This is a genomic window from Ralstonia chuxiongensis, assembly GCF_024158925.1.
Classification (GTDB): Bacteria; Pseudomonadota; Gammaproteobacteria; order Burkholderiales; family Burkholderiaceae; genus Ralstonia; species Ralstonia chuxiongensis.
This window is the reverse complement of the sequence record NZ_JAMYWC010000012.1, coordinates 41,401-59,947: the sequence shown is the minus strand read 5'-3', so window position 1 is coordinate 59,947 and position 18,547 is coordinate 41,401. Positions and strand designations below refer to the sequence as shown.

The following is an 18,547-nucleotide window of genomic DNA, read 5'->3' as shown; positions in this document are numbered from 1 at the left end:
CCCCTAACGGGCCGAAGGGAGGACGGGCCACGAACGCGCCAACTCAGAGCAAGACCAAATTATCGCGGTGCACCAACTCCGCAGCGCTTACGTACCCCAGCACCGCTTCGATCTCCGAAGACGACTTCCGCGCAATCAAGCGGGCCTCAGCTGACGAATAGTTCGTCAGCCCGCGGGCAACTTCCAACCCTGCAGCGTCCACGCAAGAAATCACTTCGCCGCGCGCAAACTCGCCCTGCACTTCGGTCACGCCAATCGGCAGCAACGACTTGCCACCGGCCGTGAGTTTTTCCACTGCGCCGGCATCCAGCACCACGCGACCGCGCAGCTGCAGGTGATCGATCATCCATTGCTTGCGTGCCGCCAACCGACCAGTCGGCGCGCGAAGTTGCGTGCCGATGGCCTCGCCATTCGCCAGCCGCGCAAGCACGTCGGGCTCGCGACCCGAAGCAATGATGGTGTGCGCACCCGATTTGGCCGCACGCTTGGCCGCCAGAATCTTCGTCAGCATGCCGCCCTTGCCGATACTCGAACCGGCGCCGCCGGCCATCTGCTCAAGGTCGGGTGTGCCGGCTTGAGCCTCGTCGACAAAGCGGGCGTCCGGGTCCTTGCGCGGGTCAGCGGTATACAGGCCGCGCTGGTCTGTCAGGATAATCAGCGCATCGCCTTCGATCAGATTGGTGACAAGCGCGCCCAGCGTATCGTTGTCGCCAAACTTGATCTCATCGGTGACGACCGTGTCGTTCTCGTTGATGATCGGCACGACACCGAGGCTCAGCAGCGTGAGCAGCGTGGAGCGCGCGTTGAGGTAGCGCTCGCGATCGGCCAAATCGCCATGCGTGAGCAGCACCTGCGCCGTGCGGATGCTGTGCCGCGCGAACTCAGATTCGTACACCTGCGCCAGCCCCATCTGCCCGACGGCAGCGGCAGCCTGCAACTCATGAATTTCCTTCGGACGCTTGGCCCAGCCCAACCGCTGCATGCCCTCGGCGATGGCGCCGGAGCTGACCAGCACGACTTCCTTGCCCGCCGCCCGTAGCGCCGCGATCTGCGCGGCCCAGCGGGCAATGGCTGCCTGGTCGAGGCCACGGCCATCGTTGGTAACCAGGCTGGAACCGACCTTGACGACAAGGCGGCGCGCATCGGCAATCAGCGAATGCAGGGCCATGGTGGACGTGTCTCCGAAGGATGTTGTGTTTAGGCTTGATCGTCGTGGTCGACGTTGTGCAGTGTCGGATCCAGACGCTGGTCGGGCGCGGCCGCTGCGGCGTCCTCTTCGGCGCGCAGCTCGTCGAGGTATTCCTGGATCGCGTGGACAAGCGCCTGCGTGCCATCGTGCGTCAACGCAGAAATGCGGTGCACCGGGCCCTTCCACTTGAAGCGCTTCACGAAGTCTTTCACGCGCGCTTCGCGTTCGTCCTCAGGCACCATGTCGAGCTTGTTGAGCACGAGCCAGCGCGGCTTGTCGAAGAGTTCAGCGTCGTATTTCTTCAGCTCGCCGACAATCGCCTTGGCTTCGGCCACCGGGTCGACGTTCTCGTCGAACGGGGCGAGATCCACCACATGCAACAACACGCGCGTGCGCTGCAGGTGGCGCAAGAACTGGTGGCCCAGACCGGCCCCCTCCGCTGCACCTTCGATCAGGCCGGGAATGTCTGCCACCACGAACGACTTCGATGGGCCACTCCGGACCACACCCAGGTTCGGGTGCAGCGTCGTGAACGGGTAGTCGGCAATCTTCGGGCGCGCATTGGAAATGGCGGTGATCAGCGTCGATTTGCCCGCATTGGGCATGCCGAGCAAGCCCACGTCGGCCAGCACCTTTAACTCGAGGCGCAGGTTGCGACGCTCACCGGCCTTGCCGTCGGTCTTCTGGCGCGGCGCGCGGTTGGTGCTCGACTTGAAGTGGATGTTGCCCCAGCCGCCCTCGCCGCCCTGTGCCAGGCACAGGCGCTGGCCGTCGATCGTCAAGTCGGCAATCAGCTCTTCCGTGTCGGCATCGTAAATGGCCGTGCCCACGGGCATGCGCAGCGTGATGTCATCGCCAGCAGCGCCATAGCAGTCGGCACCTCGGCCGTTTTCGCCGTTGCGCGCGAGATGCTTCTTGGCAAAGCGATAGTCGATCAGGGTATTGATGTTGCGGTCAGCCACAGCCCACACGCTGCCGCCACGCCCACCGTCGCCGCCGTCCGGTCCGCCAAACGGGACGAATTTCTCGCGGCGCATCGAGGCGCTGCCGTTGCCGCCGTCACCAGCGATCACTTCAATCCGGGCTTCGTCGATGAACTTCATGGAGGTCTCCGCCCGTGCGGCGTGCGCACGGCAGGTAAAAGAATCGGCGCTGCTGCGCCATCGCTAACAGAACGCGCCTGGAAACACACGCCAAGAAGCAGCGTACCGCCCAGGATCAGGGTCGCGTTTTGTTAGCGGCCAGAAACGAAAAAGCCCCGCACGGGTGCGGGGCCTTTCTACTACAAGGCTGAATCAGGCCGCCGGAACAACGTCGACGAACTGCTTCTTGCCTTCGCCGCGATTGGCGAACTTCACGTGGCCATCGACCAGCGCGAAGAGGGTGTGGTCCTTGCCCATGCCCACGTTCACGCCAGCGTGCGTGCGGGTGCCGCGTTGGCGAATGATGATGCCGCCAGCGTTGATGGCTTGGCCACCGTACACCTTCACGCCCAGGCGCTTCGACTCGGAATCGCGGCCGTTCCGTGTGGAACCGCCGCCTTTTTTCTGTGCCATGACTGAACTCCTATCCGGTTACGTAGACGACGCAGCCTTAGGCCACGATCGAGTCGATACGCAACTCGGTGTAATTTTGACGATGCCCTTGGCGCTTTTGATAGTGCTTACGACGGCGCATCTTGAAGATGTGCACTTTGTCGTGACGACCATGGGAGATGACGGTGGCTTTGACGGCAGCCCCGCTCACCAGCGGCGCACCAACCTTGAGTTGGTCGCCGGCGCCCACTGCGAGCACCTGGTCAAGCGTGATTTCTGCGCCAACGTCCGCCGGTATCTGTTCTACTTTAAGTTTTTCGCCAGCAGCAACCTTGTATTGCTTACCGCCGGTTTTTACGACCGCGTACATTGTCGGACCTCGATAAAAGAACTAAAACATGACTCTTGCGCCACTTGTCGACCGCATGCGCAGACAACGGACACAGAGAACTCACGACTATACAAGAAAAACTCAAGCAAATCAAAGGCCAATCGCCTAATCGGGTGCTGCGCCCGCGCAACGGGCCGCCACGTCAAGCCTGGGGCGCCACGCCATCGGGCAAACCGCCTGGTTGCTCTATAATCTCGCGGTTTTTTGCGCGGCATCGTTCCCGCGCAAGTCGACCATCAGCCACACGCCTTCTGTCGGAATTCGCCTTGACCCAGACCTCCGCCTCCGTCCTGCTCGCTCCTGTCGCTGAAGACATGCGCGCCGTCGATGCCGTGATCCGCCGCCGCTTAGGCTCGGAGGTGGTACTGATCAATCAGATTGGCGAATACATCATCAGCGCCGGCGGCAAGCGACTGCGCCCGGTGATCCTGCTGCTGGTGGCAAATGCACTCGGCTACAAGGGCGAGCATCAGCACGAGCTGGCCGCCGTGGTCGAGTTCATCCACACGGCCACGCTGCTGCACGACGATGTGGTCGACGAATCCGACTTGCGCCGCGGCCGAAAGACCGCCAACGCCGTGTTCGGCAACGCGGCCAGCGTGCTGGTGGGCGACTTCCTGTATTCGCGCGCCTTCCAGATGATGGTGCAGGCCAACAGCATGCGCATCATGCAGATCCTGGCCGACGCAACCAACGTCATTTCCGAAGGCGAGGTTCTGCAACTGCTGAACATGCACGACCCGGACGTGACGGAGGAACGCTACCTGCAGGTCATTCGCTACAAGACCGCCAAGCTGTTCGAGGCAGCTGCCCAGATCGGCGCGGTGCTCTCAGGCGCGGACGCTGCCACTGAAGAAGCCGCCGCCGAATACGGCCGCCGCATCGGCACCGCGTTCCAGATCGTCGATGACCTGCTCGACTACACGTCCACCGCTGATCAAATGGGCAAGAACGCCGGCGACGACCTGCGCGAAGGCAAGCCGACCCTGCCCCTCATCCATCTGCTATCGAATGGCACGGAAGAACAGCGCGCACTGGTGCGCCAAGCCATCGAGCAAGGCGGCACGGAACATTTCGATGCAATCTTCGCCGCCATTCAGGCTTCCGGCGCGCTCGAGTACACGCGCCAAGCTGCCGAGCGCGAAGCCGCTGCTGCCGAATCAGCAGCAAACGCATTACCCCCTTCCCTTTTCCGCCAGACGCTGATAGACTTGTGTGCTTTCTCGCTGCAACGTCAGTCCTGACATGCACGAGATCTGCGAAGAAGCATCGGGGTGTAGCTTAGCCTGGTAGAGCGCTACGTTCGGGACGTAGAGGCCGGAGGTTCGAATCCTCTCACCCCGACCAGTTTCTCGTATTCAAGTCATTCCTGCGGCACGGTTTTCAGCATCGCCGCACAGTAGTTCCCACGCATTTTCCGCACCGTCCGCTTAATCCAGCGGGGTGTTGCGCTGTCCGCGCGACCAATGGCGATGTGCGCAGAAGCGGCAAACCCCTCTGTTATAGTGGGCGCTTCGCCGTCCCTCCCCTCCCGCTTTGGACTCTTGGCCGCTCTGGGCACAAATTGGCGCCGTCGTGCTGCTGTTGTGCTGCTCCGCCTTCTTCTCGATTTCCGAAACCGCGATGATGGCGCTCAACCGCCATCGCCTGCGGCATCTTGCCAAGTCCAACGTATCGGGCGCACGCAATACGCAGCAGTTGCTCGGTCAGACCGACAAGCTGCTCTCGCTCATCCTGATCGGCAACAACCTGATCAACACCGCCGTGCCGGTGCTGATTACGACGCTGGCCATCCATTACTTCGGCAACAACGGAACGACGCTGTCGATCGCCACGGCCATCGTCGCGTTTCTGATCATCGTATTCGCCGAGATTGCCCCCAAGATCGTGGGCGCGACCTACCCAGAACGCGTTGCTTTCCCGGCCAGCTTCATCATCAAGCCGCTACTGCAGATTTCGACGCCGCTGGTCGCGGTGGTCAACGCGTTTGCCATGGGTGTGCTGCGATTGGTGCGCATCAACACGCGCAAGGCGCCTGAGCAGCGCATGTCGACCGAGGAACTGCGCACGCTGGTGCTGGAATCAGGCAACTTCATTCCGCACAAGCACCGCAGCATCCTGCTCAACCTGTTCGATCTTGACGCCATCACCGTGGACGACGTGATGACGCCGCGCGCGCGGGTTGAATCGCTCGATTTGTCGCGCCCGATTGAAGAGGTCGTCCAGCAGCTCGAGACCTGCTATCACAACAAGCTGCCGGTGTTCGAGCAGGACAGCGATCAGGTAATCGGCATCCTGCATGTGCGCAAGGCCCTGTCACTGCTGGGGCACACTGAACTCACACACGACGATTTCCGCGGCCTGCTGGCCGAGCCGTATTTCGTACCGAGTGGCACGCCCGTTTTCCGCCAGTTGCAGTACTTCCAGGAAAATCGCCGCCGCATCGGCCTGATCGTCAATGAATACGGCGACATGCTGGGGCTGGTGACGCTGGAAGACATCATCGAAGAGATGATCGGCGAGTTCACCACCACGCTACCCAACGCCGGCAAGCTGGCCTGGGACAAGGAAGGCACTTATCTTGCGGATGCGGGAATGTCGTTGCGCGATCTGAATCGGCGCCTGGGCCTGAGCCTGCCAACCGACGGCCCGAAGACGCTCAACGGGTTGCTACTGGAAGTGCTGGAAGAGATTCCCGAGGCGACGGTCAGCGTGAAGATTGCGGGCTGCGTGATGGACATCGTCCAGATGGACAGCCAGTCGATCCGCACGGTGCGGCTGCATCAGCCACCGCAGCCAAAGCGCAGTTGACGCCACACTAGAGAGCAAGCGCTTCAGTTAGAAGCGTTTTCTGCCGATGTGGCACAAATGCAAGCTGCGCTTTGATGCGCGCTTTACAAATGCAGGGGCGGTCGGCAAACTGCCCCGGTTCCGGGCACCACCCCCCACGAATGGGTGGGGTACCGGCTGCAGAACATAAAACAATCGCCTTGGGGGGCGAGCGCACGCTGGAGGCGGTGGGGCCCGGCGCGCGCTGAAATGGTCAGCTTCAGCCTGACGGACTGGACTCATGACACTCGGACTCGCTCTAGCGCAGAGCCGGCGGATCGCGCCCACGCTACTCACCCAGCTCGAACAGAGCGCGCGTGAAAAACGCACGCAACTGATCGACGAACTGGTGGGCAGCGGGATTATGAGTGCGCACGACCTCGCCGTGTTCGTCGCCGGCAAGTACCAGATGCCGCTGCTGGACTTGGCCCAGTACAAGCTCGATACCGTGCCGGCCGTGCTGTCGGCCAATAAGCACTTCGCGCAGTTGCGTCTTTTGCCGCTGGGCCGCCGCGAAAACCGTCTCATCCTCGCCACGTCCGACCCGAGCGATCCGAAGCCAATCGAAGAGCTGCGTCAAAAGATGAACGTGGCTATCGAAACGGTCATCGTCGAGCACGACAAGCTGGTACGCCAACTGAGCCTTGCCAACGAGGCCCCGGCCGAGATCAAGTCGCTCTTCCCCAAGCAGGAAGCCACGCAGATCGAGTACGACCCGGGCGCTGCCGCCGCCACGCGCCGCACCACCACCGACGGCATCGACGATGCCCCCGTGGTTCGCTTCCTGCAGAAGCTCTTTACCGAAGCGCTGCTGCGCGGCGCGTCGGACTTGCACTTCGAGCCGTTTGAAACGTTTTACCGTGTGCGTTTCCGCATCGACGGCATCCTGGCGCAGGTCGCGCAGCCGCCGCTGGACATCCGCGACAAGATCGCGACTCGGATCAAGGTGCTCTCGCGCCTGGATATCTCGGAAAAGCGCGTGCCGCAAGACGGCCGCATGAAGCTGCTCATCACCGTCCCGAAAGACCGCAAGGACAAAGACAACAAAGAGACGATCGAGCGCGCCATCGACTTCCGGGTATCGACGCTGCCGACGCTGTTCGGCGAGAAGATCGTGATCCGGATTCTGGAGTCGTCCACCGAGCGGCTCGATATCGACCAGCTCGGCTACGAGCCCGAGCAAAAGCAGTTGCTGCTCGACGTGATCAAGCGCCCGTACGGCATGGTGCTCGTGACAGGGCCAACCGGCTCGGGCAAGACGGTGTCGCTGTACACCTTCCTGAACAGACTGAATCAGGGCGACATCAATATCTCTACCGCAGAAGACCCGGCGGAAATCCAGTTGCCCGGCATCAACCAGGTCAACGTGAACGACAAGGCGGGGCTCACCTTTGCGGCGGCGCTGAAGTCGTTCCTGCGTCAGGATCCGGACATCATCATGGTGGGCGAAATCCGGGATCTGGAAACGGCCGATATCTCGATCAAAGCCGCACAGACCGGTCACCTGGTGTTTTCCACGCTGCACACCAACGATGCCCCGACCACGCTGACCCGCCTGATGAACATGGGGGTTGCGCCGTTCAACATCGCGTCGTCGGTGCTGCTGATTACGGCGCAGCGTCTGGCACGCCGGTTGTGCAAGGATTGCAAGAAGCCGGGGCCGCTGCCCAGGGAAACGCTGCTCGATGCGGGCTTTACCGAAGCGGACGCCGACGGCTCGTGGCAGCCATATCACCCGGTCGGTTGCGAGACCTGCAACGGCAGCGGCTACAAGGGCCGGGTCGGCATCTACCAAGTCATGCCGATCACCGAAGCGATCCAGGAGATCATCCTTACGCATGGCACTGCGCTGCAGATCGCAGAGCAGGCGCGTAAAGAGGGCGTACTGTCGCTGCGCGAATCGGGCTTGCGGAAAGTGAAGCAGGGGCTGACTTCCCTTGAGGAAGTGCTGGCCACAACGAACCAATAACCTTCTCGATCAATCGTTCCCATACCGGGGGGTAGGAACCAACCATGGCCACACGAGCACCTGCCGCGAATCGCGCGGCCGCCGCGCCAGCGCGAAAGACCGCCAAGACAAAGGCGCCCACGCAGTACATCTTCGAGTGGGAAGGCAAAGATCGCAAAGGGAAGATCTTCAAGGGCGAGATGCGCGCCGAGAGCATCACCGAGGTGAATGCCGTCCTGCGCAAGCAAGGCTTGTCGATCACCAAGTCCAAGCGCCGCCGTGCGGCCCGCGGCAAGAAGATCACGCCGAAGGACATCGCCTACTTCACGCGCCAGCTCTCGACCATGTTGAAGGCCGGCGTCCCGCTGCTTCAGTCGGTCGACATCATCGCGAAGGGCCACGCCAATCCGAATTTCACGCAACTGCTGACGGAAATCCGTTTCGATATCGAGTCGGGCAGCAGCATGGCGCAGGCCTTCCGCCGTCATCCGCAGTATTTCGACCCGCTGTACTGCAACCTGATCGACGCCGGCGAGCAAGGCGGTATTCTGGATGCGCTGCTCGAGCGGCTTTCGCTGTACATGGAGAAGTCGATCGCGTTGAAGGCGCAGATCAAGTCGGCGATGATCTATCCGATCTCGGTGCTGACGGTGGCCTTCTTGGTGACGGTGGTGCTGATGGTTTTCGTGGTGCCGTCCTTCAAGAGCGTATTCTCGAGCTTCGGCGCCACACTGCCCGCTCCAACCTTGGTAGTGATGGGCATCTCGGACTTCTTCGTGCAATGGTGGTACATCATCGTCTTCGCGCCCCTCATTGCCATTACGCTATTCGCCCGGGCGTTTAAGCGCTCGGAGAACGTGCAGCGCTCCACGCACCGCTGGATTCTGCGCATGCCGATCTTCGGCAACATTATCCGCAAGGCCACCATCGCCCGCTGGACGCGCACCCTGGCCACCATGTTTGCAGCCGGCACGCCGCTCGTGGAATCGATGGAATCGGTGGCCGGCGCAGCCGGCAACTGGATTTATCACGATGCCACGATCGAGATCCAGCAAGCCGTGCGCATCGGTACCAGCCTGACCAACGCCATGCAAGCCACGCACGTGTTCGACAACATGGTGCTGCAGATGACCCAGATCGGTGAGGAATCCGGTGCCCTCGACAGCATGTTGCTCAAGGTGGCCGAGTTCTATGAGCGCGAGGTCGACGACGCCGTAGCCAACATATCCACCCTGATTGAACCCCTCATCATCGTCATCCTGGGCGTACTGATCGGCGGCATGGTCGTGGCGATGTATCTGCCGATCTTCAAGCTGGGTCAGGTGGTCTGATGCCCGAGTTGTTTGTCATTCCCACGCTGGCGCAACTGCCGGCGTGGTTTGTCATTGCGGCCGGCGCGCTGGTGGGCTTGCTGGTCGGCAGCTTCCTCAACGTGGTGATCCACCGCCTGCCGCGCATGATCGAGCGAGAGGAAGCCAACTACATCGCCGAACTGCGCGAAGAGCCGTTGCCCCATCCCGACGCATACAACCTGATCGTGCCGCGCTCGGCGTGCCCGTCGTGCGGCCATCAGATCAAGGCGATCGAGAACATCCCCGTGTTGAGCTGGCTTGCGCTGCGCGGCCGGTGCAGTGCGTGCAAAACGCCCATCTCGTGGCGCTATCCTGCTGTGGAACTGGTCACCGGCCTGCTGACGGCGGCCTGCCTATGGCACTTCGGCCCGACGTGGGTGGCAGTCGCATCGGCGGTGCTGCTGTGGTTCCTGATCGCCGGCACGATGATCGACGCCGACACGCAACTGTTGCCCGACGCCATCACCCAGCCGCTGCTTTGGCTTGGGCTGGGCGTGAACCTGTTCGGCATGTTCACGCACCTACACGACGCGGTGATTGGCGCGATGGCCGGCTACCTGTTCCTGTGGTCGATCTACTGGGCCTACAAGCTGCTGCGCGGGCGTGAAGGCATGGGTTACGGCGACTTCAAGCTGATGGCCGCACTCGGCGCGTGGTTCGGCTGGCAGGCGCTGCCTCTGCTGGTGCTGCTCTCGTCGGTCGTGGGACTGGTGTTTGGGCTCGTGCGCATTGCGCGCGGCGCGACCAGCGAATCGCCGTTCTCGTTCGGGCCATTCATTGCCGGGGCCGGCGTGATCGCACTGCTGGCCGGGCCGCAATTGCTCATGATGGCTGGCTTCGGTCCCCTGCTTGCACCATAAGGTCATGGCCAGCATGCGTGTGATCGGCCTGACCGGCGGCATCGGCAGCGGCAAGAGCTACGTGGCAGACCGCTTGGCGGAGCGCGGTGCCGCCATTGTCGACACGGACGCCATCGCCCACGAGATCACCGCACCGGGCGGTGCCGCCATCCCCAAGCTGGTCGAGACGTTCGGCGCCGGTATCCTGCGCGCCGACGGCGCGATGGACCGCGATGCCATGCGCGCTCTCGCCTTCTCCGATGCCACTGCCAAATCGCGGTTGGAGCAGATCACGCATCCGCTCATCCGCGAGATTGCGCTATCGCGTGGCGCAGCGGCGCGGGCGTCAGACGTGCATCCGTACCTTGTCTACGTGGTCCCCCTGTTGGTGGAGTCCCTCGCCGGGCATCACAGCTGGCGCACGCTGGTCGACCGCATTCTGGTGGTCGACTGCCCGGTTGAGACGCAGATCGCCCGCGTGATGGCCCGTAACGGGCTGCCGCGCGCGCAGGTGGAAGCCATCATCGCGCGCCAGGCTTCACGCGAAGCCCGCCTTGCCGCAGCCGACGACGTGATCGACAACAGCGGTACGCTGGCCGACCTCCTGCCGCAGATCGACCATCTGGACCTAACCTACAGGGCGAACTGAAACGGTCTGAAAGCGGTCGTCACAGCCCTTTGCATTGTGATGAACGAGGGTCTCGCATAGAATGCGGGCAGATCGAGGCCAAATGGGCTTCGGGGCCGCATATGCCAGCGGGCCAGCACACCGGGCACCCAAGTTTTGATCCTGTACGAATATCCCTTCAACGAACGCATTCGGACGCTGCTGCGCCTCGAAGACCTGTTCGAGCGGCTGGATTTCTTTCTTGTGCAGGAACACCCGCTACAGCACCATGTGGCCCTGACCACGCTGTTCGAAGTGGTGGACGTCGCCGGGCGTGCCGACCTCAAGTCCGATCTCCTGAAAGAACTCGATCGCCAGCGCCAGACGCTCACCGCGCTGCGCGCCAACCCGCAGATCGATCAGGACGCGCTTGATGCCGTCATCAGCGAGCTGGAAACCGCCTCGGGCAATCTCACTGCCACACATGGCAAGGCGGGCCAGCTCATCGCCGACAACGAGTGGCTGACGAGCATCCGCAGCCGCGCGATCATCCCCGGCGGTACGTGCGAGTTTGATCTGCCCGCGTATTTTGCTTGGCAGCATCACCCCGCCGAGCGCCGCCGCGCCGACATCATCAAATGGGCCCAACCGCTGGTGCCGCTGCGCGACGCCACGATGATCGTGCTGCGCCTGCTGCGCGAATCGGGCCAGAGTGGCAAGGTGATTGCTAACGCTGGCAGCTATCAGCAGATGCTGTCGGGCCGCGTGTACCAGCTGATGCAGGTGCGCCTGGATGAGTCGGCGCTGGGGTTCATTCCCGAGATCAGCGCCAACAAGTACATGCTCTGGGTGCGCTTTACCCAGCAGGATGGCGACCTGAGACCCAAGCCGGTCGATGCGGATATCCCGTTCCAGCTGAAGCTCTGTAATTTCTGAGCCGCACCATGAATGTGAAGACTGTCAAATGCCCCAGCTGCGGCAAGCCCGTGCCCTGGGTGCCTGAGAGCCGCTACCGCCCCTTCTGCTCCGAACGCTGCAAGCAGATCGACCTGGGTGCCTGGGCCGCCGAACAGTACACCATCCCCGTAGTCGAAGAAGACGACCTGCCCGACGCACCTGGCAACGATACGAGCGGCAGACTCAACTAGACGTCGCTTCCTCGCGCATCCATTCGAAGACGGGCAACGTTGCCGGCAACACCGGCTCAACGTTGATCGGCAGCGTCTGCCAGGCAAAATCCTGGCCTTCCAGCGCGCGCAATGTCCCATCCCACGCCGTTACCTTGCAGAAGTGCAGGCGCACGTACGCGTGCGGGTAGTCGTGCTCGATGGTGTGCCAGGGCACGCAGGTGCGTAGCGTGACGTCCAGCTCTTCCTTCAGCTCACGCGTGAGCGCAGCTTCCACCGATTCGCCCGCTTCAAGCTTGCCGCCAGGGAATTCCCAGTAGCCCGCATACGGCTTGCCCTCGGGGCGCTGCGCCAGCAAGAACTGGCCGTCCGGCTGCACCAGTACGCCAACGGCCACTTCGGTGATCTTGCGGCCGTCGGGCGTGTGCGTGGGTGGCACTTGCGTCAGATTGTCAGTCGACATGTCGCCGCCCATGCTTGCCGCCCCAGTCGCGGGCGAACTGCCATGCCACGCGGCCCGAACGCGAGCCACGCTCGAGCGCCCAGACCAGCGCATCGCCACGTGCGGCGGCGATGTCCTCCTCGCTGCAGCCGAAATGCCGGAGCCAGTGGCCGACGATGGTCAGATATTCGTCCTGCTTGGGCGGATAGAACGACAGCCACAGCCCAAAGCGCTCCGACAACGAGATCTTCTCCTCCACCACCTCACCCGGATGGATTTCGCCGTCCGATGTGTGCTGATAGGTCTCGTTGTCCTTCATGTATTCCGGCAGCAAATGGCGCCGGTTGGACGTCGCGTAGATCAGCACGTTGTCTGACTGCGTTGCCACCGAGCCGTCCAGCGCAGACTTCAGCGCCTTGTAGCCCGATTCGCCCTCTTCGAACGAAAGGTCATCGCAGAAGATCGCGAAGCGCTCCGAACGCGTCGACAGTTGCTCAACGATATCGCCCAGGTCTGCCAGATCATCCTTGTCGACTTCAACAAGGCGCAGCCCTTCCTTCACGAATTCGTTCAGACACGCCTTGATGAGCGATGACTTGCCGGTGCCACGTGCGCCCGTGAGCAGCACATTGTTGGCCGGCAACTTGCGCACGAACTGGCGCGTGTTAGCGACGATGGCGTCTTTCTGGCGCTCGATGTTGTGCAGATCGCTCAGGTGGATCGGCGGCAGTTGGCGGATCGGCGCGAGATAGCCAATGTTGCCGAACAGGCTCTGACGTTTGCGCCAGCGGAAGGCAACGGCCTCGTTCCAATCTGCCTCGGTCAGTTCGGGGGGAAGCCATTGCTCAAGCCGCCCAAGAAAGCGGTCGAGCCGTGCGGAAAGGTCGGACGACATGGCGGCGGACTCCGGATTACGAACGATAGTCCGCGTTGATCGAAACGTAGTCGTGCGAGAAGTCACACGTCCACACGGTGGCGGTGGCGTCGCCGCGGCCGAGCGCGATGCGCACGGTGATCTCCGCCTGCTTCATCACACGCTGGCCGTCTTCTTCGCGGTATTCGGGGTTGCGGCCACCGTCACGCGCGACCCATACGTCGTCGAGCCACAGGTTGACGCCGCTCACGTCGAGATCCGTCACGCCGGCGTAGCCGACGGCCGCGAGAATGCGCCCCAGGTTGGGGTCCGAAGCGTAGAACGCCGTCTTGACCAGCGGCGAGTGCGCGACCGCGTAGGCGATCAGTCGGCACTCCTCAACGTTGCGGCCGCCCTCAACCTGGATGGCCATGAACTTGGTCGCACCCTCGCCGTCGCGCACGATCTTCTGCGCAAGCTCTTGTGCGAGGCCCGTCAGCACATCGCGCAGCGCGGCATAGTCGGGGTGCGATTCGGAATCGATGCGCGGTGTGCCGGCGCGACCCGTGGCGATGACGACGAACGAGTCGTTGGTCGACGTATCGCCGTCCACCGTCACGCTGTTGAACGAATGATCGGCGGCGTAGCGCACCAAACCTTGCAGGACGGCTTCGCCCACATTGGCATCGGTGGCGATGAAGCCCAGCATCGTCGCCATGTTCGGACGGATCATGCCCGCCCCCTTGCTGATGCCCGACATGCGCACGGTCTTGCCCGACAGCGTGCACGTGGCGGACGCTGCTTTGGGTACGGTGTCGGTGGTCATGATGGCCTCGGCGGCGGCCAGCCAGTTGTCAGGCTTAGCGTTGGCCTGGGCAGCCGGCAACCCTGCGACGATGCGGTCTACGGGCAGCGGCTCCAGAATCACGCCGGTGGAGAACGGCAGCACCTGCTCCGCCGACACGCCCAGCAGCTTGGCCACGGCATCGCAGGTCTGGCGTGCGTGCGCAAGGCCAGGTGCGCCCGTACCGGCATTCGCGTTGCCCGTATTCACGACGATCGCGCGCGCGCCCTTGCCGCTCGCCAGATGCTCGCGGCACACCTGCACAGGTGCCGCGCAGAAACGGTTCTGCGTGAATACACCGGCCACCGTCGAACCCTCGGCGATACGAACCAGCAGCACGTCCTTGCGATTGGTCTTGCGCACACCGGCCTCGGCCCAGCCGAGGTCCACGCCGTCGATCGGCAACAGGGTGTCAGCGGCGGGCGCGACGAGATTCACAGCCATGGAGCACACCTTTCAAAATGAGGATGCCCGCATTGCGGGCATCGTGAATCAACAGAAAACAGGTCTAAACAGCGTCAGGCAAGTTTGCCGTGGCACTGCTTGTACTTCTTGCCCGAACCACATGGGCACGGATCGTTGCGGCCAACTTTCGGCACTTCGCCAGCCAGTGCGGCAGCAGCGGCAGATGCCGCCGAACGCGGTGCGGCCATGGCCGGCGTTGCGCCGTGAATCTCCGCATCGCCCGCGGCCACTTCGGCCAGTTCGCTGAATTCGTCGTGCTTGTACTGCAGGTTGCTCAGCGCGGAAAGATCTTCTTCGATCTGCTCGGATGCCTGCTCCAGCTCTTCCTGCGACTGGATGCGCACCGTGAAGACAATACGCGTGACTTCGTTGCGGATGGTATCGAGCAGGCGGCCGAACAGTTCGAACGACTCGCGCTTGTATTCCTGCTTCGGGTCCTTCTGCGCATAGCCGCGCAGGTGGATACCCTGGCGCAGCATGTCGAGCGCAGCCAAGTGCTCTCGCCAGTGCGTGTCGAGGCTTTGCAGCATCACCGAACGCTCGAAGCCGGCGAAGGACTCGCGGCCAACCTGCGCCACCTTGCCTTCGTACACCGCTTCGGCGGCGTCCAGCACCATCTTCAGCAGATCTTCGTCTTCGATCGACTGCGCATCTTCCAGCGTCTTCACCAGCGGCTGATCGACGCCCCAGTCCTCACGCAGGGCCTTCTCCAGACCGGCGACATCCCACTGCTCTTCCATGGTCTCGGCCGGCACATAGGTGCGGAACAGCTCGATGAACACGGATTCGCGCAGGTTCTTGACCAGATCGCCCACGTCCTGCGCTTCGAGAATCTCGTTACGCAGTTTGTAGAGTTCCTTGCGCTGATCGTTGGAGACGTCGTCGTATTGCAGCAGTTGCTTGCGGATATCGAAGTTGCGGCCTTCGACCTTGCGCTGCGCCGATTCGATCGAGCGCGTGACGATGCCGGCTTCGATCGGCTCGCCTTCGGGCATCTTCAGGCGGTCCATGATCGCGCGCACGCGGTCGCCCGCGAAGATGCGCAGCAGTTGGTCATCCAGCGACAGATAAAAACGCGACGAACCCGGATCGCCCTGACGGCCGGCACGGCCACGCAGCTGGTTGTCGATCCGGCGCGATTCATGGCGCTCGGTGCCAACGATGTGCAGACCACCCGCAGCCTTCACCTGCTCGTGCAGCGATTGCCATTCGTCCTGCAACGTCTTCACGCGCGAGGCCTTCTCAGCGTCGGAGAGCGACTCGTCGGCCATCACAAAGCCGGACTGCTTCTCCACATTGCCGCCCAGCACGATGTCGGTGCCGCGGCCGGCCATATTGGTGGCAATGGTGATCATCTTCGGACGACCGGCCTGCGCGATGATCTCGGCTTCACGTTCGTGCTGCTTCGCGTTGAGCACCTGGTGCGGCAGCTTCGCCTGGTCCAGCAGATTCGACAGCAGCTCGGAGTTTTCGATGGACGTCGTGCCCACCAGCACCGGCTGGCCACGCTCGTAGCAATCGCGAATATCGCGAATGACAGCGTCGTAGCGCTCCTTCGAAGTCTTGTAGATCTGATCCTGCAAGTCCTTGCGCTGCGGCGTGCGGTTGGTCGGGATCACCACGGTTTCCAGGCCGTAGATCTCCTGGAATTCATACGCTTCCGTGTCCGCCGTGCCGGTCATGCCCGACAGCTTGTTGTACATGCGGAAGTAATTCTGGAACGTGATGGTCGCCAGCGTCTGGTTTTCCTGCTGGATCTGCACACCTTCCTTGGCTTCTACGGCCTGGTGCAGACCGTCGGACCAACGGCGGCCCGACATCAGGCGGCCGGTGAATTCATCGACGATCACCACTTCACCGTTCTGCACCACGTAGTGCTGATCGCGGAAGAACAGGCTGTGCGCACGCAGGGCGGCGTACAGGTGGTGCATCAGCGTGATGTTCTGCGGCGCGTAGAGCGATTCGCCCTCGCCGATCAAGCCGGCTTGCAGCATGATCTGCTCGGCTTTCTCGTGCCCCGATTCGGTCAGGTAGACCTGGTGCGATTTTTCGTCGACGTAGTAGTCGCCCGGCTTCTCGACGCCCGTGCCATCCGACTTCTCTTCGCCGATCTGGCGCGTAAGCTGCGCCGGAATGCCGTTCATGCGGCGGTACAGGTCGGTGTGATCTTCGGCCTGACCGGAGATGATCAGCGGGGTGCGCGCTTCGTCGATCAGGATCGAGTCGACTTCGTCGACGATCGCGTAGTTCAGCGGACGCTGCACGCGCTGACCGGCGTCGTACACCATGTTGTCGCGCAGATAGTCGAAGCCGAACTCGTTGTTGGTGCCGTAGGTGATGTCCGACGCGTAGGCGGCCTGCTTCTGGTCGTGATCCATGGTGGTCAGGTTGACCCCCACCGACAGGCCCAACCAGTTGTACAGGCGGCCCATCCACTCGGCGTCGCGCTGGGCGAGGTAATCGTTGACCGTCACCACGTGCACGCCCTGACCCGAAATGGCGTTCAGATACACAGCCAGCGTTGCGGTCAGCGTCTTGCCTTCACCCGTGCGCATTTCGGCGATCTTGCCGTCGTGCAGGACCATGCCGCCGACAAGCTGCACGTCGAAGTGTCGCATCTTCATCACGCGTTTGCTGGCCTCGCGGCACACTGCGAACGCTTCGGGCAACAGCACGTCCAGCGTCTCGCCCTTGGCAAAGCGTTGGCGGAATTCTTCAGTCTTGGCCTGCAGCTCGGCATCGGAGAGCGCTTCGAACTTGGGCTCGAGCGCATTGATCTGCGCCACCTTGCGGCGGTACTGTTTGATCAGCCGTTCATTACGGCTGCCGAAAATCTTCTTGAGAAGGCCCGTGATCATCGATGGCTAGGGCTGGTGAGCCACCCGGAAAACGCGTCGGAGAGACCGCGAAACATAGGCAGCACAACGACCCAGAAAGGGTTGGCGCAAAGGCGGGAGTTTAGCATGTGCAAAACACCCGCTTGATGGCAGCAGAACCGCCGGATGTGGCAGGAACGCCGCACTTCGGGGCCGCACGAACGTCGCCCGGGCGGCTACACACTCACGCTGAACTGGGGACGGGCGCCCCGATTGCAACCCGCGCTAGATCAATGGCCGGCCGCCGCCATGCTCTTTCCGATATCGGCCGCCGCAATCTTCGGCGCCGGGGCCTTATTGGCTGCCATCTTGGGCTGGCCGGCGTTCTCCAGGAAAGCCACCGGATTCTGCGGGACGTCGTTGACGTGCACCTCGAAGTGCAGATGTGGGCCGGTGGCGCGGCCGGTGCGGCCGATTAACGCGATGCGCTCGCCCGCCTTCACGATGTCGCCAACCTTCACAAACACCTTGGACGCATGCGCATAGCGCGTCTTCAGGCCGTTGCCATGGTCGATGTCGATCATGTTGCCGTATTCGTGGTGGAATTCACTTGCCACCACCACGCCACCGGCAGCCGCCACGATGGGCGTTCCAACCGGACCGACAAAGTCGACACCGTCGTGCTGCGTGCGCCGGCCCGTGAACGGATCGATTCGCGTGCCAAAGCCCGAAGAATCGTAGCCCGTGGCCACCGGGCGTACGGTGGGCATCATCTTGGCGTGGATCTGCCGATCCATCAGGGTGCTCTCGAGCACGCTGAGGTAATCGTTGCGCTGGTCCGCCGAGCGCGTCAGGCGATTCAGCTCGGACTGAATTTCCGGCATCGACATCGGCCGCGAGAATGCACCCTCCGGACCGCCCCGGCTCGGTTGCGATTTGAAATCGAACTCGCGGGGCTGCACACCCGCCAGGCCCGACACACGGGCGCCCAGGGCGTCCAGGCGCGCGATCTGCGCCTGCATTTCGCCAATGCGCGCAGCCATCAGGTTGAGGTTTTCGCGGGTGACATGCTGGTCTGCGCCGGCAACCGCGGAAGCCGTCGCGCCAGGCAGCAGGCCTTGCTTGGCTGCCAGCCACGTCCCACCGACGGACAGAGCCGCCACGGTCAGCAGCGCCGCGCCAATAGCCACGAAGACGCCGCGTCGCGACAGGTGCGTCGCTCCGGCCTTGCGTGGGTGAATCAGGATGATCTGCATCGCTCGTTTTCCGGACAAAAAAGCCGCCCACCGGCACGAAAGCGCGATGAAGCG

At 62.7% G+C, this 18,547-nt stretch carries 17 protein-coding genes and 1 tRNA gene; 9 read left to right on the top strand and 9 right to left on the bottom strand.

Annotated elements, in window-relative coordinates; translation table 11 throughout:
• Window positions 1-43: 43 nt before the first annotated feature.
• From proB to rplU, 4 genes are all read right to left on the bottom strand, one after another.
• Window positions 44-1,168: a glutamate 5-kinase gene (gene proB / locus NKG59_RS25605; RefSeq protein WP_253542991.1), complete on the bottom strand. Its 1,125-nt coding sequence runs from the start codon at window positions 1,166-1,168 to the stop codon at window positions 44-46.
• 29 nt (window positions 1,169-1,197) lie between these two features.
• Window positions 1,198-2,292 carry a GTPase ObgE gene (gene obgE, locus NKG59_RS25600; RefSeq protein ID WP_112183598.1) on the bottom strand — a complete coding sequence of 365 codons (1,095 nt, stop codon included), beginning with the start codon at window positions 2,290-2,292 and terminating at the stop codon, window positions 1,198-1,200.
• Between the two features lie 192 nt (window positions 2,293-2,484).
• Window positions 2,485-2,745 (bottom strand): 50S ribosomal protein L27, encoded by a 261-nt coding sequence (gene rpmA, locus NKG59_RS25595; protein ID WP_020747472.1) that lies wholly within the window; start codon window positions 2,743-2,745, stop codon window positions 2,485-2,487.
• Between the two features lie 37 nt (window positions 2,746-2,782).
• The gene (gene rplU, locus NKG59_RS25590; RefSeq protein WP_004633023.1) at window positions 2,783-3,094 is read right to left on the bottom strand and encodes a 50S ribosomal protein L21; all 312 of its coding nucleotides are present in this window, start codon (window positions 3,092-3,094) and stop codon (window positions 2,783-2,785) included.
• A 335-nt stretch (window positions 3,095-3,429) separates the two neighbouring features.
• Between rplU and ispB the strand changes: the two genes are divergently transcribed.
• From ispB to NKG59_RS25545, 9 genes are all read left to right on the top strand, one after another.
• Complete coding sequence (gene ispB / locus NKG59_RS25585) at window positions 3,430-4,359, top strand: octaprenyl diphosphate synthase (RefSeq protein ID WP_253543022.1); 930 nt, start codon at window positions 3,430-3,432, stop codon at window positions 4,357-4,359.
• A 26-nt stretch (window positions 4,360-4,385) separates the two neighbouring features.
• Window positions 4,386-4,462, top strand: a tRNA-Pro gene (locus NKG59_RS25580).
• A 189-nt stretch (window positions 4,463-4,651) separates the two neighbouring features.
• Window positions 4,652-5,926, top strand: a complete 1,275-nt coding sequence (locus NKG59_RS25575) for an HlyC/CorC family transporter (protein WP_045204777.1) — start codon at window positions 4,652-4,654, stop codon at window positions 5,924-5,926.
• Window positions 5,927-6,185: 259 nt separating this feature from the next.
• Window positions 6,186-7,913 (top strand): type IV-A pilus assembly ATPase PilB, encoded by a 1,728-nt coding sequence (gene pilB / locus NKG59_RS25570; protein ID WP_253542989.1) that lies wholly within the window; start codon window positions 6,186-6,188, stop codon window positions 7,911-7,913.
• Window positions 7,914-7,957: 44 nt separating this feature from the next.
• Window positions 7,958-9,223 carry a type II secretion system F family protein gene (locus tag NKG59_RS25565; protein ID WP_253542988.1) on the top strand — a complete coding sequence of 422 codons (1,266 nt, stop codon included), beginning with the start codon at window positions 7,958-7,960 and terminating at the stop codon, window positions 9,221-9,223.
• Window positions 9,223-10,104: a prepilin peptidase gene (locus NKG59_RS25560; protein WP_253542986.1), complete on the top strand. Its 882-nt coding sequence runs from the start codon at window positions 9,223-9,225 to the stop codon at window positions 10,102-10,104. Before NKG59_RS25565 ends, NKG59_RS25560 begins: the two co-directional genes overlap by 1 nt.
• Before the next feature lie 13 nt (window positions 10,105-10,117).
• The gene (coaE, locus tag NKG59_RS25555; RefSeq protein ID WP_253543020.1) at window positions 10,118-10,732 is read left to right on the top strand and encodes a dephospho-CoA kinase; all 615 of its coding nucleotides are present in this window, start codon (window positions 10,118-10,120) and stop codon (window positions 10,730-10,732) included.
• A 135-nt stretch (window positions 10,733-10,867) separates the two neighbouring features.
• Window positions 10,868-11,626 (top strand): cell division protein ZapD, encoded by a 759-nt coding sequence (gene zapD, locus NKG59_RS25550; RefSeq protein WP_004633038.1) that lies wholly within the window; start codon window positions 10,868-10,870, stop codon window positions 11,624-11,626.
• An 8-nt stretch (window positions 11,627-11,634) separates the two neighbouring features.
• Window positions 11,635-11,838 carry a DNA gyrase inhibitor YacG gene (locus NKG59_RS25545; protein WP_024972078.1) on the top strand — a complete coding sequence of 68 codons (204 nt, stop codon included), beginning with the start codon at window positions 11,635-11,637 and terminating at the stop codon, window positions 11,836-11,838.
• Here NKG59_RS25545 and NKG59_RS25540 read toward each other — a convergent pair.
• From NKG59_RS25540 to NKG59_RS25520, 5 genes are all read right to left on the bottom strand, one after another.
• Window positions 11,831-12,280: an NUDIX domain-containing protein gene (locus NKG59_RS25540; protein WP_253542984.1), complete on the bottom strand. Its 450-nt coding sequence runs from the start codon at window positions 12,278-12,280 to the stop codon at window positions 11,831-11,833. The genes NKG59_RS25545 and NKG59_RS25540 overlap by 8 nt on opposite strands.
• Window positions 12,270-13,154 carry an ATP-binding protein gene (locus NKG59_RS25535; protein WP_253542982.1) on the bottom strand — a complete coding sequence of 295 codons (885 nt, stop codon included), beginning with the start codon at window positions 13,152-13,154 and terminating at the stop codon, window positions 12,270-12,272. The genes NKG59_RS25540 and NKG59_RS25535 overlap by 11 nt, the downstream gene beginning before the upstream one ends.
• A 16-nt stretch (window positions 13,155-13,170) precedes the next feature.
• Window positions 13,171-14,400, bottom strand: a complete 1,230-nt coding sequence (gene argJ, locus NKG59_RS25530) for a bifunctional glutamate N-acetyltransferase/amino-acid acetyltransferase ArgJ (RefSeq protein WP_253542980.1) — start codon at window positions 14,398-14,400, stop codon at window positions 13,171-13,173.
• 74 nt (window positions 14,401-14,474) lie between these two features.
• Window positions 14,475-17,279, bottom strand: coding sequence for a preprotein translocase subunit SecA (secA, locus tag NKG59_RS25525; RefSeq protein ID WP_045204770.1), 2,805 nt, complete (start codon window positions 17,277-17,279; stop codon window positions 14,475-14,477).
• A gap of 248 nt (window positions 17,280-17,527) precedes the next feature.
• The gene (locus NKG59_RS25520) at window positions 17,528-18,493 is read right to left on the bottom strand and encodes a M23 family metallopeptidase (RefSeq protein ID WP_045204769.1); all 966 of its coding nucleotides are present in this window, start codon (window positions 18,491-18,493) and stop codon (window positions 17,528-17,530) included.
• Window positions 18,494-18,547: the final 54 nt, after the last annotated feature.

Coding starts and splice junctions, on each gene's coding strand:
- proB (WP_253542991.1), bottom strand. CDS start 1,168: ATGGCCCTGCATTCGCTGATTGCCGATGCGCGCCGCCTTGTCGTCAAG.
- obgE (WP_112183598.1), bottom strand. CDS start 2,292: ATGAAGTTCATCGACGAAGCCCGGATTGAAGTGATCGCTGGTGACGGC.
- rpmA (WP_020747472.1), bottom strand. CDS start 2,745: ATGGCACAGAAAAAAGGCGGCGGTTCCACACGGAACGGCCGCGATTCC.
- rplU (WP_004633023.1), bottom strand. CDS start 3,094: ATGTACGCGGTCGTAAAAACCGGCGGTAAGCAATACAAGGTTGCTGCT.
- ispB (WP_253543022.1), top strand. CDS start 3,430: ATGCGCGCCGTCGATGCCGTGATCCGCCGCCGCTTAGGCTCGGAGGTG.
- pilB (WP_253542989.1), top strand. CDS start 6,186: ATGACACTCGGACTCGCTCTAGCGCAGAGCCGGCGGATCGCGCCCACG.
- NKG59_RS25565 (WP_253542988.1), top strand. CDS start 7,958: ATGGCCACACGAGCACCTGCCGCGAATCGCGCGGCCGCCGCGCCAGCG.
- NKG59_RS25560 (WP_253542986.1), top strand. CDS start 9,223: ATGCCCGAGTTGTTTGTCATTCCCACGCTGGCGCAACTGCCGGCGTGG.
- coaE (WP_253543020.1), top strand. CDS start 10,118: ATGCGTGTGATCGGCCTGACCGGCGGCATCGGCAGCGGCAAGAGCTAC.
- NKG59_RS25545 (WP_024972078.1), top strand. CDS start 11,635: ATGAATGTGAAGACTGTCAAATGCCCCAGCTGCGGCAAGCCCGTGCCC.
- NKG59_RS25540 (WP_253542984.1), bottom strand. CDS start 12,280: ATGTCGACTGACAATCTGACGCAAGTGCCACCCACGCACACGCCCGAC.
- NKG59_RS25535 (WP_253542982.1), bottom strand. CDS start 13,154: ATGTCGTCCGACCTTTCCGCACGGCTCGACCGCTTTCTTGGGCGGCTT.
- argJ (WP_253542980.1), bottom strand. CDS start 14,400: ATGGCTGTGAATCTCGTCGCGCCCGCCGCTGACACCCTGTTGCCGATC.
- secA (WP_045204770.1), bottom strand. CDS start 17,279: ATGATCACGGGCCTTCTCAAGAAGATTTTCGGCAGCCGTAATGAACGG.
- NKG59_RS25520 (WP_045204769.1), bottom strand. CDS start 18,493: ATGCAGATCATCCTGATTCACCCACGCAAGGCCGGAGCGACGCACCTG.